The organism is Citrobacter sp. FP75, from assembly GCF_018342065.1.
Taxonomy (GTDB): Bacteria; Pseudomonadota; Gammaproteobacteria; order Enterobacterales; family Enterobacteriaceae; genus Citrobacter.
The window spans coordinates 437,139-451,075 of sequence record NZ_JAFDOE010000002.1; the positions used below are offsets into that span (position 1 = coordinate 437,139).

A 13,937-nucleotide genomic window follows, 5' to 3' on the forward strand; every position below is an offset into this window, starting at 1 on the left:
GATGACGCTATGAAAGAACTTGTGGTCGTTGCCATTGGCGGCAACAGCATTATCAAAGATAACGCCAGCCAGTCGATTGAGCACCAGGCTGAAGCAGTAAAGGCGGTTGCGGATACGGTGCTGGAGATGCTGGCATCCGACTACAACATTGTGCTGACACACGGTAACGGGCCGCAGGTGGGACTGGATCTTCGACGCGCGGAGATTGCCCACGAGCGTGAAGGCTTACCGCTGACGCCGCTGGCAAACTGCGTAGCCGATACCCAGGGCGGCATCGGCTATTTGATCCAACAGGCGCTGAACAACCGCCTGGCGCGGCGCGGTGAGCAGAAGGCGGTCACCGTGGTCACGCAGGTGGAGGTCGACAAAAACGATCCAGGATTTGCTAACCCGACTAAGCCCATCGGGGCGTTCTTCAGTGAAGCTCAGCGTGATGCGCTGCAACAGGTCAATCCGGGCTGGCGCTTTGTTGAGGATTCTGGGCGCGGCTACCGTCGGGTAGTCGCCTCGCCGGAGCCGAAGCGCATTGTTGAGGCGGAGGCGATCAAAACGCTGACTCAGCAAGGATTTGTGGTGATTGGCGCGGGCGGCGGTGGGATCCCGGTGGTGCGTAGCGATCAGGGGGATTATCAGAGCGTGGACGCGGTGATTGATAAAGATCTCTCCACCGCATTGCTGGCGCAGGAGATCCGCGCTGACATTCTGGTGATCACCACCGGCGTTGAGAAAGTGTGTGTGCACTTTGGCAAGCCCAACCAGCAGGCGCTGGACACGGTGGATGTCGCAACAATGACCCGCTACATGCAGGAAGGGCACTTCCCGCCGGGCAGCATGTTACCCAAAATCATTGCCAGCCTGACGTTTCTGGCCCGTGGCGGCAAGCGGGTGATCATCACCACGCCGGAATGCCTGCCCGCCGCGCTGCGCGGCGAAACGGGCACTCATATTGTCCATTCCTGAAAGGAGATGCGAATGAAGGAAAACAACAGCCGCCGTGAGTTTTTAAGCCAGGGCGGAAAAATGGTGACCGCTGCCGCGCTGTTTGGCGCGGTAGCCCCGGTCGCGTATGCTGCTAATCCTGTCGGGAATACCTGTGACACGAAGAGCACCATGACGATTAACGATAAACACTACTACCTGGATAACGTCCTGCTGGAAGCGGGGTTCGATTACGAAAACTCGGTGGTGGTACATACTCGTACCGCGCTGCAAACCGTTGAGATTCAGGACGGGAAAATTGTTGCGCTGCGCGAGAATAAGCAGCATCCGGATGCGACGCTGCCGCACTACGATGCGGGTGGAAAGCTGATGCTGCCCGCTATGCGCGACATGCATATCCATCTGGATAAAACCTTTTATGGCGGCCCGTGGCGCTCACTGAATCGCCCGGCGGGTACCACCATTCAGGATATGATCCGCCTGGAGCAAAAGCTGCTGCCTGAACTCCAGCCCTATACTCAGGAGCGTGCCGAAAAGCTTATCGACCTGCTGCAATCAAAAGGCACCTCGATTGCCCGCAGCCACTGCAATATTGAGCCGGTTTCCGGGCTGAAAAATCTGGAAAACTTACAGGCGGTTCTGGCGCGTCGTCAGCCGGGTTTTACCTGTGAAATCGTGGCGTTTCCGCAGCATGGTCTGCTGCTCTCGAAGTCTGAACCGCTGATGCGCGAAGCGATGCAGGCCGGGGCGCAGTATGTGGGCGGGCTGGATCCGACCAGCGTGGACGGGGCGATGGAGAAATCCCTCGACACCATGTTCCAGATTGCACTCGATTACAACAAAGGCGTGGATATCCATCTGCATGAAACCAGTCCGGCAGGCGTGGCGGCGGTGAATTACATGGTGGAAACGGTAGAGAAAACTCCGCAACTGAAAGGCAAGCTGACCATCAGCCACGCGTTTGCGCTGTCTACGCTGAACGAGCAGCAGGTGGATGAACTGGCAACCCGTATGGTGGCGCAGCAAATTACCATTGCCTCGACGGTGCCAATTGGCACGATGCACATGCCGCTGAAACAGCTGCGCGACAAAGGCGTGGTGGTGATAACCGGCACCGACAGCGTGATCGACCACTGGTCACCGTATGGGCTGGGGGACATGCTGGAGAAAGCGAATCTGTACGCGCAGCTCTATATTCGCCCGAACGAACTCAACCTGTCGCGGGCGCTGTTCCTCGCCACTGGCGATGTGCTGCCGCTCAACGATAAAGGTGAACGTGCCTGGCCGAAAGCGCAGGATGAAGCCAGCTTTGTGCTGGTGGATGCTTCCTGTTCTGCGGAAGCGGTCGCGCGAATCTCCCCACGTACCGCAACCTTCCATAAAGGCCTGCTGGTGTGGGGAAATGTGGCGAGCTAGCCGTGCTTCACGCGCAGCGACAAACGTCGCTGCGCTCTGCGATTACCCTACGATCCCCAGATAGCCGTGGATCCCCATATACAAGCCGACCATGCCGATCAGCACGCTGGAAAAATACGGCGCTTTGCGCGCCATCGCGTTAAATCCACTCCAGCGTTTGGCGGCCTGCTGTACGCTGATTGCCGCGCCTACGCCCACCGTCACCAATGTCAACGCCAGCCCGAGGCTGAAGCACAGCACCATAGTCGCGCCCAGGGTGAAGGCTTTGAGCTGGATACAAATCAGCAGTACCGTAATGGCGGCAGGGCAGGGGATTAATCCGCCGGTCAGGCCAAACAGTAAAATTTGCCCATTGGTGACCTCTTTGCCCGCAAAGCGACGCTGGATGTCGGTGGCATGTGCCCGTTCGTGGGCATCCTGATACGCTTTTGAATCTTCGCTCAGTCCTGCCAGTGCGGCATGGTCATGAGTGTGTTCGTGATGATGGTGGTGATCGTCATCGTGGTCGTGGTGGTGATGAGTATGATGGTGATGTTCGTGACCATAGTCGTGATGCGTCTGAGCCAGCCAGTTTTGTTCGCCGCGCCAGGTGCGCCAGAACATCCACAATGCGGTGCTCAAGATAATGATCGCTGAGACAAATTGCAGCCAGGGTTCAACCGCCTGTGCGGTAAACGCTTTACTGATATACATCCCGCCGAGCGCAATTAACCACACCACAGCGGTATGCGATAACGTGGCCGCCAGCCCCAGCATCACCGCCTGTTTAATCGTGCCCTTAATGGCGATGATAAAGGCCGCCATCATCGTCTTGGAATGCCCCGGCTCCAGACCGTGTAACACTCCCAATAAAATCGCGCTGGGAATGAAAAACCAGGCGTTGCCCTGCTGAAGAAGTGTAGAAAATTCACCCATGAGAATGATTCTTAGTTGTTTAATTTCGTTTGATTCTACTCCCCCCCAGTACCGAATACTACCCCCCAGTAGATCGGCACGGTATAGTGAGTCATGATTTATGCAACCGGGACAGAACGATGTCACACACGATCCGCGACAAACAAAAGCTGAAAGCCCGAACCAGTAAGATTCAGGGACAGGTAGCGGCGTTGAAAACCATGCTGGATGAACCGCATGAATGCGCGGCGGTATTGCAGCAAATAGCGGCGATCCGCGGGGCGGTAAACGGATTAATGCGTGAAGTGATTAAAGGTCATCTGACCGAGCATATTGTGCATCAGGGCGATGAAATCAAACGCGAAGAGGATCTGGACGTGGTGCTGAAGGTGCTGGATTCTTACATCAAGTAAGGTTGAATGCGGCTCATCCACGTTCAATACCGTCCAGTTAAGCACGTAGGGTGAATATGTGATTCTTGCTCAGGGTTCCGTTCACTTCAGCAGTGTCATTTATCTGAAGCACAGATACCCGTGAACGTGTAAAGGGCGTTCTTCGCCACGCCCTTTACAATTCCGGCTCCCGGCGGGAAAATTGTTGCTGCGCAATACCCTCCGCTTATTCCTTCAGGCTACCGGGCCGGGCGCGAGGTAGCATCCCTGCAAAACGCGCCCTGAGCCAGCATCCATGCTGGCTCTCCCGGCCTTACGGAAACACGTCGGCAATTTTCAGCCGGATCAGCCACGCCTGGCCTCCTGTATTTTTATTTGAATATGCTTGAACAGCAAAAAGATTTAACTGAAAGTCAGAGCGTTGAAGCGGTGACCTTGGTCCGGCTGAAAATCGATGAGGCGTTGACGGCTGACCGGGACTGCCCGCAGGGATGCGGGCAGAGGGGACGGCCTGCAGGGACGCAGGCTCGGCCCCGACCCGACAGGCAGACGGAATAAGTCGAATGACAAAATTGCCGGGAGCCTTGGTTGCAAGGGAGGCGGCGGTGAGCCTCCCTTGCACGTTCACAGGAATTGGTGCTTCAGAGAAACGATGAACATGAGGTGAACGGAACCCTTTCTCTGAGATAGCATACTCATTACCTCCGCCAACACAGGTTGATACTTTCTGAAACTGAGTCGTTAACTGAACGACATTGCGCCCACGCTCAGGAGAATGAGTCGTTAAACAACACGTCCTAGCCGAAAAACATCACCGAAACACACAGTAAACCGACAGTCAGGGTAATCAGATTACCCACTGAACGATACGGTTTGAGTGCTGGGATCAGATAGGTAGACAGCGTTGGCATGATGAACAAAATCATGGCAATCAGCGGCCCACTGATAGCGTAAATCATTGAAATGGCATTAGGGTTAATGCAGCAAACGATAAACGTGATGGTTGAGACCAGCATAATAGACAGGGCGCGGTTAAAGGCCCGGCTTTTCTTCACTCCCACCTGATGCAGCGATGTTTTCACCACCTCTGTGGCCCCTTCAATCACGCCAAAGTAGGTACCGAGGAACGATTTTGACATCGCTACCACGGCGACGATGATCCCGGAAATCGACAGCCAGGCTGGCGCGTTGGGCATCATCGACAGCGCTGACAGAATGGTCACGCCCTCGTGTTTAGCATCTTCAATGTAATTTACGGGAATCGACAACAGGCAACTGAAGACGAAAAACAGCACGCTCAGGCAGATGATGATGTAGGCTACCTTCATGATTTTTTTGCATTTACCCATGGCCTGCTCGCCGTATTTCTCACGTCTGTCGATAGCAAACGTGGAGATAATGGGCGTATGGCTAAAAGCGAAAACCATCACGGGAATAGATATCCAGACCTGATGAAGCGTGTGCTGATCGAAAGACATTTGGCCGGTGAGTAACGTCGGCTGCCAGCTTCCGGTCAGGTAGAGCGACAGGAACAAAAAGTACGCGATGAGCGGGAACACCAGAAAGCCCATCACCCGGATGGTGATTTGTCGACCCATCAGAAAAATCAAATTCAGCACCAGCACCACGCCCAGGCTGACCAGCATGCGCACGCGAAGATCTATCTCGATATGCTTTGCCAGCTGTTCGGTGAGTGAATTGGTGATCGCCACGGCGTAGATCAGCACCACCACAAAGAAGGCAATAAAATAGAGAGTGGTGATCAGGCTGCCTATTTTTTTGCCGTAATAGTGGTTGACCGCACCGGTGATCCCTTCACCCGCAGAGGTTTTTGACGACAGGATAAACTGGCACAGCGCCTTGTGCGGCCAGTAGGTTAAAGGCCAGGCGACGAGTGCAGTGATAAACAGCACCACCGCACCCGCAGAACCCAGCTGGATGGGGAGGAAAAGGGTTCCTGCGCCGACGGCAGTCCCATATAACGCGAAGCTCCAGAGAGTCTCTTCTTTTGACCAAATTTTCGACATTATTTGAACGTATCAACTATAAAATAAACAAAAAGAAGCGCAATTTACCACAAATGAGAGGGGCTGGGGGAGGTGCGAACAAGTGGGTGGTGAATGGATGAATAGCCGGAATGGGGAAAGTTCCGACTATTCATTGGATTATCAGGCAGTAACGCGCTGCTGGCGACGCTTCATCACGCGCTCGCGCAAGGTGTCATATGCCCAGTTATAAAACATGGTGTACGGCAGGAAGAACAGGAAGAAACCTATTTCCAGTGTGAATGCCTGTAGCAGGCTGACGTTCAGCACATATGCCACAATGCTCACCCCGATAACGATAAAACCACTCTCAAAACCTAACGCATGAAATGCGCGTACTTTAGCCGTACGTTTCACCAGATGTGACGGCCACAAGCGGTCAAACAGAGCGTTATAAATGATATTCCAGATCATCGCCGTAGTCGCCAGAAGTACGGTCAATCCGCCCATTTCCAGCACCGAGCGCTGCATCAACCATGCGGTGGTTGGCGCGAGAACCGCGGTAGCAATGCCCTCAAAACAGACGGCGTGAAAAATACGCTCCAGTAACGAGCGGCGTTGGACTGTATCGTGTTGCATAACCTAAAACCTTCTTTGATGCCCGGATAACGGAATGGTGGCAATTTTATCGTTTTATGTGATATCTAAAAGATAGAATCCATCGATAAAGTAGATACTTCATGCGCTACTCCCCTGAGGCATTAACGGCATTTGTTGAGACCGTGTCCTGCGGTTCGTTTTCTGCGGCGGCGCGGCGGTTACGCAAAAGCCAGTCCACCATCAGCACGGCGATAGCCAATCTGGAAGCCGATCTCGGCTTTGCGCTGTTTGACCGCACTTCGCGCCAGCCAGTGCTCACTGAACAAGGTAAGCGGGTACTCGGTTATGTGCAGGCGATTCTGTCGGCGAGCGATCGGCTGGACGAAGCGGCAATTTCGCTGTCGGGCGAAACGGAAGCACGTCTGACCTTTGTGCTTTCGGACACGCTGCACCCTGATGTGCTGGAAGAATTGATGGTGCAGTTTGACCGACTGTTTCCGCATACCGAATTTGAATGTCTGATTGGCGAAGATGAGGACGTGATCGATCTGCTGCAAAAGGGGCGTGCGCAGGTTGGTCTGATTGAAGCGCGAGAGGATTACCCCACGGACATGGGCGTCACGCGCCTGCCGATGCAAACCTTGATGGGGTTGTACGTTGCGGCTTCGCATCCGCTGGCGGCGCAGGAAAAACTGCAGTGGGAGCAGCTGCATACCTGGCGCGAGCTGCGTCTGAATACCTATCTGGAAAGCGGCACCAACGTGGCGCGCGGTCCCGTGTGGTCCGCTCCCAACTATTTATTATTACTGAGTATGGCAGTGCAGGGGTTTGGCTGGTGCACGCTGCCTTGCGCGCTGGTGGAGGAATTTGCCGCGGAGAAGCCGCTGGTGCAACTGAAGGTCCCCGGCTGGCCAAAAGCTATCTCTATCGACCTGCTGTGGAACAAGAAATCCCCGCCTGGCGTGGCGGGAAGCTGGCTACGCGATCATTTACAGCAGGGTGGCATCACGATGACAGATAAATGATACACATTTCCTTTGTGATAAAAATCACCATTTTTTAAACAACTAAGATAACTATTCTTAACAATCATCTACTATGACGCTGTTATTTTGCGCTGAGGTGGTGATGAAAGAGGTTGTGATAGTGGGGGCGTTACGGACACCGATTGGCTGCTTCCAGGGAACGCTGGCGCGTCACTCTGCCGTTGAGCTAGGCAGTATGGTGGTCAGGGCGTTAATGGAACGCACCGGAGTGGATGTTCACGCAATTGATGAAGTCATCCTCGGTCAGGTGCTCACGGCGGGTGCAGGGCAAAACCCGGCGCGCCAGTCCGCTATCAACGGGGGGCTACCTAATACCGTTTCAGCCATCACCATTAACGATGTTTGTGGCTCGGGCCTGAAAGCGCTGCATCTGGCGACCCAGGCTATCCAGTGTGGCGAAGCCGATATTGTGATTGCCGGCGGGCAAGAGAACATGAGCCGCGCGCCACATGTCCTGACTGACAGTCGTACCGGGGCACAGTTGGGTAACAGTCAACTGGTCGACAGTCTGGTGCATGACGGGCTGTGGGATGCCTTCAACGATTACCATATGGGCGTTACTGCAGAAAACCTGGCGCGGGAATACGGTATCAGCCGTGAATTACAGGATGCCTACGCGCTTCATTCGCAGCATAAAGCACGGATGGCAATCGATGCCGGACGCTTTAAAGATGAAATTGTGCCGGTGGTGACGCAGCGTAACGGGCAATCGATCGTGGTGGACACCGACGAACAGCCAAGAACCGATGCCAGCGCTGAAGGACTGGCGCGTCTGGATCCTACCTTTGACAGGCTCGGTTCCGTTACGGCAGGTAATGCGTCATCCATCAACGATGGTGCCGCTGCCGTGATGATGATGAGCGAATCCAGGGCCAGGGAACTGAATTTACCCGTGCTGGCGCGTATTCGCGCCTTTGCCAGCGTCGGGGTCGATCCGGCATTGATGGGCATTGCGCCAGTGTATGCGACCCGGCGCTGCCTTGAGCGAGTTGGCTGGCAACTGGCGGATGTCGACCTTATCGAAGCCAACGAAGCCTTCGCCGCGCAGGCGCTTTCCGTCGGGAAAATGCTGGAGTGGGATGAACGGCGGGTGAATGTGAACGGCGGAGCCATTGCGCTGGGTCATCCGATTGGCGCATCGGGTTGCCGTATTCTGGTTTCGCTGGTTCACGAAATGGTTAAACGTCGGGCGCACAAGGGCCTGGCAACGCTGTGTATCGGCGGTGGTCAGGGCGTCGCGCTCGCCATTGAACGCGATTAACGACCTTAGGTTTCCCTTCTCAAACGCCTTCCCTGCTGTATCACTTCTGCACCTGTAAAAAAGCCCTCCAGCGGGAGGGCAAGGCCAGTGGCAGAAACATACATTCTAAAACCTCGTCAATTTATCAAAACAATGTTTCATTTCATGTGGTTGACAGCGCAATTTGTTAGAAATGGCGTGTGAACGTGTCTTTAGCACGACTGTATTTTCAGTGCGTTATCCCTGCCGCTACTGCGTTACTCTTTTGATTTATCACATATCTAATTGTTTTAAATGATTTTATTTGAATCAATATTGCTATTTATAGACGCTAGCGTGATCGCAGCTACACTTTTGATATTAACTTACATAAAAAGTGAAACATCGTTTTAGTTATAATTGAAAACGTGTTCCGGGAGGGATATCATGAACGCATTAGGCAAAAACGGAACAGCGTTTTGCTATCGTTCAAGAATTCACGGTCAATTTATCACTGGAGGTAAATGTGGACGTAAGACAAAGTATTCACAGTGCGCATGCTAAAACCCTGGACACTCAGGCGCTGCGTAATGAATTTTTGGTAGAGCAGGTATTTGTCGCAGACGAATACACCATGGTTTACAGCCACATCGACCGCATCATTGTTGGTGGCATTATGCCAGTGGCCAAAACTGTTTCCGTTGGCGGTGAAGTCGGCAAACAGTTGGGCGTAACGTATTTCCTCGAGCGTCGTGAATTAGGCGTGATCAACATCGGTGGTCCGGGCACGATTACCGTTGACGATCAGTGCTATGAGATTGGTCATCGCGATGCGTTGTACATCGGGAAAGGGGCAAAAGAAGTCGTTTTTGCGAGTCTTGATGCAGCGAAACCGGCGAAGTTTTACTACAACTGCGCGCCAGCACACACGACTTATCCAACCAAAAAAGTCACGCCAGCAGACGTTGCGCCAGTTACTCTGGGTGATGACCTCACCAGTAACCGTCGTACCATCAACAAATACTTCGTGCCGGATGTGCTGGAAACCTGCCAGTTGAGCATGGGGCTGACCGAACTGGCGCCGGGCAACCTGTGGAACACTATGCCATGCCATACCCATGAACGCCGTATGGAAGTCTATTTCTACTTCAACATGGAAGAAGACACCTGCGTATTCCATATGATGGGGCAGCCTCAGGAAACGCGTCATATTGTGATGCATAACGAGCAGGCCGTCATTTCCCCAAGCTGGTCTATTCACTCTGGCGTTGGCACAAAAGCCTATACGTTCATTTGGGGCATGGTCGGCGAAAACCAGGTCTTTGATGACATGGATCACGTCGCAGTAAAAGATCTGCGCTAGTCGCGGGCGGCAACTCAGCCTGTCGGTGATGGGCAATATGATAAATAAGGATTAACAATGATTTTGAATGCATTCTCTCTTGAAGGTAAAGTCGCCGTTGTGACCGGTTGTGACACCGGTCTGGGCCAGGGTATGGCGCTGGGTCTGGCGGAAGCGGGCTGCGATATCGTGGGTATCAACATCGTTGAACCGACCGAAACCATCGAACGCGTTACCGCGCTGGGTCGTCGCTTTTTAAGCCTGACCGCCGACCTGCGTCAGATTGACGGCATCCCGGCGCTGCTGGAGCGCGCAGTGGCAGAATTCGGCCATATAGACATTCTGGTCAACAACGCGGGTCTTATTCGTCGTGATGATGCGATCGATTTCAGCGAAAAAGACTGGGATGACGTGATGAACCTGAACATTAAGAGCGTATTCTTTATGTCCCAGGCGGCGGCGAAGCACTTTATCGCTCAGGGCAACGGCGGCAAAATTATTAACATCGCCTCCATGCTTTCTTTCCAGGGCGGCATCCGCGTTCCGTCTTACACCGCATCAAAAAGCGGTGTGATGGGCGTCACCCGTCTGATGGCGAACGAGTGGGCAAAACACAATATCAATGTCAATGCGATTGCACCGGGCTACATGGCGACCAACAACACGCAACAGCTGCGGGCTGATGAGCAGCGTAGCGCAGAAATCCTCGATCGCATCCCGGCGGGCCGCTGGGGTCTGCCTGACGATCTGAAGGGACCGATCGTGTTCCTGGCATCCAGCGCATCTGACTACATCAACGGCTATACCGTTGCGGTAGACGGTGGCTGGTTGGCGCGTTAATTCGCCCTCCCGTATCAACGAACCCTGCCAACTGGCAGGGTTTTTCAGTTTAGCATTATAGAGAACATGTGATACCGGCTGAGGATTCTGTTCACCTCAGTTGCATCATTTCTCTGAAGCGCAGATACCCGTGAACGTAGCGATACTCAGAAAATTAAAAAAGAAATGCTGGCCAACAGATATGGAAAGTTGATCACATCTTTGGTTCACTGGAGTCACGGTAACGAACGCGAGAACAATGATGAAAACGATCGGTCTGTTAGGCGGTATGAGCTGGGAATCGACCATTCCTTATTATCGACTCATTAATGAAGGCGTGAAGCAGCGTTTGGGCGGTTTGCATTCGGCGCAGATCCTGCTGCACAGCGTGGATTTCCATGAGATTGAGCTGTGTCAGAGTCGCGGTGAGTGGGATAAAGCGGGCGATATTCTGGCGCAGGCTGCGCTGGGGTTACAGCAGGCGGGCGCAGAAGGAATTGTGTTGTGTACCAACACCATGCATAAGGTGGCCGGGGCGATTGAAACCGCCTGCGATGTGCCGTTTCTGCACATTGCTGATGCGACAGGACGCGCCATCAGCCAGCAGAAAATGAGCAACGTGGCGCTGCTCGGCACGCGCTACACCATGGAGCAGGATTTCTACCGCGGGCGCTTACAGACTGAATTTGGCATTAGCACGCCGATCCCCGAACAGGCTGACCGCCAGAAGATTAACCAGATAATCTTTGATGAGTTGTGTCTCGGCGAATTTAGCGATGCCTCGCGCGATTATTACCTCAGCGTGATTAACGCGCTGGCGCGTCAGGGCGCACAGGGGGTTATTTTTGGCTGTACCGAGATTGGTCTGCTGGTTCCCGCAGAGTTAAGCCCGATCCCGGTGTTCGATACGGCGGCCATTCACGCAGCGGATGCGGTGGAGTTTATGCTGTCGTAGGCCGGTCTAAAATAGCGTCCAGCGGATCGAGCAGATGCGGAAGATGGGTTTGCAGATGTGTCGTGAACGCATCAACCAGCGCTGATGCGGGTCGATGCAATGGGCGGATCAGACTCACGGTAAACGGTACGTTGATACTGAAACGGCGGACGACAACGCCGCTGGCGGCATAATCCAGAGCCGTGAGAGGATTGACCACCGAGATCCCCGCCCCGGCACGCACCATCGCACAAACGGAGGCGGCGCTATGCGTCTCTACGACCATACGCCGTTTTACCTCATGCTCGAGGAACAGGGCATCCAGCAGTTGGCGGTAGCTATCCGTTCGTGACAGGCTAATATAGTTTTCACCCTGAAAATCCTGTGGCGTTAAAACCGATTTTTCAGCCAGCGGGTGCCCTTGCGGTAATACGCAGACTTCATCTAATGAGAGCAGCTCCGTGCGTTGGGTTCCTGCAGGGGTATGCAGCGTTTCTGTTATGCCTAAATCGTGACGCTGTGCCGACAGCCACTCCTCCAGCAGGGGGGACTCCTGCGGCACAATCTGAATATTGACCTGCGGGAAGCGCGCCAGAAACGGGTGTAGCAGCGATGGCAAAAAGGATTGCGAAAATACCGGCAGACAGACGATAGACAGCTCGCCCTGGCGGAACTCGCGCAGGCTTTCGGCGGCGCTCACGATCCGCTCCAGACCGTACCAGGAACGCTGTACCTCTTCAAATAACCGCAGCCCTTGCACCGTGGGGTGGAGACGTCCACGGCTGCGCTCAAACAGCTTTAATCCCAGTACCTGCTCAAACCGCGCCAGCTCGCGGCTGACGGTCGGCTGTGAGGTATTCAGCATCCGCGCGGCTTCCGTGAGATTTCCTGCCGTCATGATGGCGTGAAAGATTTCGATATGGCGCAAGTTAACGGCAGGCATGGGCAATCCTCGAGTCAGTTAGTCCATATCATTTTTGCATAGACTCACGATAAAACGATATTTTTTATTCTCTTCTGGCTGTGGCGTAATCATAAAAAAGATAATGACTGGAGTCCGCTATGCCACGCCCGCTCAATAATACCGACACCGACCTGACCGCCGATAACCTGCTACGCCTGCCTGCTGAATTCGGCTGCCCGGTGTGGGTTTATGATGCGCAGATTATCCGCGCGCAAATTGCCAAACTGAGCCAGTTTGACGTGGTGCGTTTTGCTCAGAAGGCGTGCTCGAATATTCACATCCTGCGCCTGATGCGCGAGCAGGGCGTGAAGGTCGATTCGGTATCATTAGGTGAGATTGAACGTGCGCTGGCGGCGGGCTATAAGCCGGGCGGTGATGAGATCGTCTTTACTGCCGATATGATTGATGCGGCAACGCTCGCACGAGTGCATGAACTGCAAATTCCGGTCAACGCCGGGTCGGTGGATATGCTCGAGCAACTGGGCCAGGTGTCACCGGGCCACCGCGTGTGGCTGCGTGTTAACCCAGGCTTCGGTCACGGGCACAGCCAGAAGACGAATACGGGCGGTGAAAACAGCAAACACGGTATCTGGTACAGCTCACTTCCGGCGGCGTTGCAGGTGATTCAGCGCTACCAACTGAAACTGGTCGGTATTCACATGCATATTGGCTCTGGCGTGGATTATGGACACCTGGAGCAGGTGTGCGGTGCGATGGTGCGTCAGGTCGTTGAGTTTGGTCAGGATCTGGAGGCGATCTCGGCGGGCGGCGGTTTATCCATTCCGTATCGCGAAGAGGAAGAGGCGATTAACACCGATCACTACTTCGGTCTGTGGAACGCCGCGCGTGAGCAAATTGCTAAACATCTGGGGCATCCGGTGAAGCTTGAGATCGAACCGGGACGTTTCCTGGTGGCGGAAGCGGGTGTGCTGGTGGCGCAGGTGCGCAGCGTGAAGGCGATGGGTAGCCGTCACTTTGTGTTGATTGACGCAGGTTTTAACGATCTGATGCGCCCGGCAATGTACGGCAGCTATCATCATATTTCGGCGTTGGCGGGGGACGGTCGTTCGCTGGAACAGGCTCCGCAACTGGAAACCGTGGTTGCCGGGCCACTGTGTGAATCGGGTGACGTGTTTACCCAGCAGGAGGGCGGCAAAGTCGAAACCCGTCTGTTGCCAGCTGTCGTGCCCGGGGATTATCTGGTGCTGCACGATACCGGCGCCTATGGTGCGTCGATGTCGTCGAACTATAATAGTCGTCCGCTGCTGCCGGAAGTGCTGTTTGACAACGGCGCTGCGCGGCTGATTCGCCGTCGCCAGACCATTGAAGAGCTGCTGGCGCTGGAACTGTTTTGAGTGAATGCCCGATGGTGTTCATCGGGCTTACG

At 54.3% G+C, this 13,937-nt stretch carries 13 protein-coding genes; 9 read left to right on the forward strand and 4 right to left on the reverse strand.

Annotation, left to right across the window (positions count from 1 at the left end):
* Positions 1 to 9: 9 nt before the first annotated feature.
* Together JQ822_RS09750 and JQ822_RS09755 are read left to right on the forward strand one after the other, a co-directional pair.
* Positions 10 to 960 carry a carbamate kinase family protein gene (locus JQ822_RS09750; protein ID WP_213133300.1) on the forward strand — a complete coding sequence of 317 codons (951 nt, stop codon included), beginning with the start codon at positions 10 to 12 and terminating at the stop codon, positions 958 to 960.
* A 12-nt stretch (positions 961 to 972) separates the two neighbouring features.
* A complete protein-coding gene (locus tag JQ822_RS09755; RefSeq protein WP_213133301.1) occupies positions 973 to 2,355 on the forward strand; it encodes an amidohydrolase family protein in 1,383 nt (460 codons plus the stop codon).
* A gap of 42 nt (positions 2,356 to 2,397) precedes the next feature.
* On the opposite strand, the gene JQ822_RS09760 is transcribed toward JQ822_RS09755, so the two are convergent.
* Positions 2,398 to 3,270 (reverse strand): nickel/cobalt efflux protein RcnA, encoded by an 873-nt coding sequence (locus JQ822_RS09760; RefSeq protein WP_213133302.1) that lies wholly within the window; start codon positions 3,268 to 3,270, stop codon positions 2,398 to 2,400.
* Between the two features lie 119 nt (positions 3,271 to 3,389).
* Here JQ822_RS09760 and rcnR point away from each other — a divergent pair, with 119 nt between their 5' ends.
* Positions 3,390 to 3,662: a Ni(II)/Co(II)-binding transcriptional repressor RcnR gene (gene rcnR / locus JQ822_RS09765; protein WP_003825567.1), complete on the forward strand. Its 273-nt coding sequence runs from the start codon at positions 3,390 to 3,392 to the stop codon at positions 3,660 to 3,662.
* Between the two features lie 776 nt (positions 3,663 to 4,438).
* On the opposite strand, the gene JQ822_RS09770 is transcribed toward rcnR, so the two are convergent.
* Together JQ822_RS09770 and JQ822_RS09775 are read right to left on the reverse strand one after the other, a co-directional pair.
* Positions 4,439 to 5,668, reverse strand: coding sequence for an amino acid permease (locus tag JQ822_RS09770; RefSeq protein ID WP_213133303.1), 1,230 nt, complete (start codon positions 5,666 to 5,668; stop codon positions 4,439 to 4,441).
* Between the two features lie 141 nt (positions 5,669 to 5,809).
* Positions 5,810 to 6,265 (reverse strand): multidrug/biocide efflux PACE transporter, encoded by a 456-nt coding sequence (locus JQ822_RS09775; RefSeq protein WP_135324440.1) that lies wholly within the window; start codon positions 6,263 to 6,265, stop codon positions 5,810 to 5,812.
* A 101-nt stretch (positions 6,266 to 6,366) separates the two neighbouring features.
* On the opposite strand from JQ822_RS09775, the gene JQ822_RS09780 reads away from it, so the two are divergent.
* From JQ822_RS09780 to JQ822_RS09800, 5 genes are all read left to right on the forward strand, one after another.
* Positions 6,367 to 7,251 (forward strand): LysR family transcriptional regulator, encoded by an 885-nt coding sequence (locus JQ822_RS09780; protein WP_213133304.1) that lies wholly within the window; start codon positions 6,367 to 6,369, stop codon positions 7,249 to 7,251.
* A 103-nt stretch (positions 7,252 to 7,354) separates the two neighbouring features.
* Positions 7,355 to 8,533 (forward strand): acetyl-CoA C-acetyltransferase, encoded by a 1,179-nt coding sequence (locus tag JQ822_RS09785; protein WP_213133545.1) that lies wholly within the window; start codon positions 7,355 to 7,357, stop codon positions 8,531 to 8,533.
* Between the two features lie 484 nt (positions 8,534 to 9,017).
* Complete coding sequence (gene kduI / locus JQ822_RS09790) at positions 9,018 to 9,854, forward strand: 5-dehydro-4-deoxy-D-glucuronate isomerase (RefSeq protein ID WP_213133305.1); 837 nt, start codon at positions 9,018 to 9,020, stop codon at positions 9,852 to 9,854.
* A gap of 57 nt (positions 9,855 to 9,911) precedes the next feature.
* Positions 9,912 to 10,673: a 2-dehydro-3-deoxy-D-gluconate 5-dehydrogenase KduD gene (gene kduD, locus JQ822_RS09795; protein WP_096755831.1), complete on the forward strand. Its 762-nt coding sequence runs from the start codon at positions 9,912 to 9,914 to the stop codon at positions 10,671 to 10,673.
* Positions 10,674 to 10,914: 241 nt separating this feature from the next.
* Positions 10,915 to 11,607 carry an aspartate/glutamate racemase gene (locus JQ822_RS09800; protein ID WP_213133546.1) on the forward strand — a complete coding sequence of 231 codons (693 nt, stop codon included), beginning with the start codon at positions 10,915 to 10,917 and terminating at the stop codon, positions 11,605 to 11,607.
* Here the strand turns inward: JQ822_RS09800 and JQ822_RS09805 are convergent.
* Positions 11,594 to 12,529, reverse strand: coding sequence for a LysR family transcriptional regulator (locus tag JQ822_RS09805; RefSeq protein WP_213133306.1), 936 nt, complete (start codon positions 12,527 to 12,529; stop codon positions 11,594 to 11,596). The two genes, JQ822_RS09800 and JQ822_RS09805, sit on opposite strands and share 14 nt — an antisense overlap.
* Positions 12,530 to 12,648: 119 nt before the next feature.
* Here JQ822_RS09805 and lysA point away from each other — a divergent pair, with 119 nt between their 5' ends.
* Complete coding sequence (gene lysA, locus JQ822_RS09810; RefSeq protein WP_213133307.1) at positions 12,649 to 13,905, forward strand: diaminopimelate decarboxylase; 1,257 nt, start codon at positions 12,649 to 12,651, stop codon at positions 13,903 to 13,905.
* Positions 13,906 to 13,937: the final 32 nt, after the last annotated feature.

What these genes read in the sequence shown, in the direction of transcription:
- JQ822_RS09750 (WP_213133300.1), top strand. Translation starts at nt 10, where the DNA reads ATGAAAGAACTTGTGGTCGTTGCCATTGGCGGCAACAGCATTATCAAA.
- JQ822_RS09755 (WP_213133301.1), top strand. Translation starts at nt 973, where the DNA reads ATGAAGGAAAACAACAGCCGCCGTGAGTTTTTAAGCCAGGGCGGAAAA.
- JQ822_RS09760 (WP_213133302.1), bottom strand. Translation starts at nt 3,270, where the DNA reads ATGGGTGAATTTTCTACACTTCTTCAGCAGGGCAACGCCTGGTTTTTC.
- rcnR (WP_003825567.1), top strand. Translation starts at nt 3,390, where the DNA reads ATGTCACACACGATCCGCGACAAACAAAAGCTGAAAGCCCGAACCAGT.
- JQ822_RS09770 (WP_213133303.1), bottom strand. Translation starts at nt 5,668, where the DNA reads ATGTCGAAAATTTGGTCAAAAGAAGAGACTCTCTGGAGCTTCGCGTTA.
- JQ822_RS09775 (WP_135324440.1), bottom strand. Translation starts at nt 6,265, where the DNA reads ATGCAACACGATACAGTCCAACGCCGCTCGTTACTGGAGCGTATTTTT.
- JQ822_RS09780 (WP_213133304.1), top strand. Translation starts at nt 6,367, where the DNA reads ATGCGCTACTCCCCTGAGGCATTAACGGCATTTGTTGAGACCGTGTCC.
- JQ822_RS09785 (WP_213133545.1), top strand. Translation starts at nt 7,355, where the DNA reads ATGAAAGAGGTTGTGATAGTGGGGGCGTTACGGACACCGATTGGCTGC.
- kduD (WP_096755831.1), top strand. Translation starts at nt 9,912, where the DNA reads ATGATTTTGAATGCATTCTCTCTTGAAGGTAAAGTCGCCGTTGTGACC.
- JQ822_RS09800 (WP_213133546.1), top strand. Translation starts at nt 10,915, where the DNA reads ATGAAAACGATCGGTCTGTTAGGCGGTATGAGCTGGGAATCGACCATT.
- JQ822_RS09805 (WP_213133306.1), bottom strand. Translation starts at nt 12,529, where the DNA reads ATGCCTGCCGTTAACTTGCGCCATATCGAAATCTTTCACGCCATCATG.
- lysA (WP_213133307.1), top strand. Translation starts at nt 12,649, where the DNA reads ATGCCACGCCCGCTCAATAATACCGACACCGACCTGACCGCCGATAAC.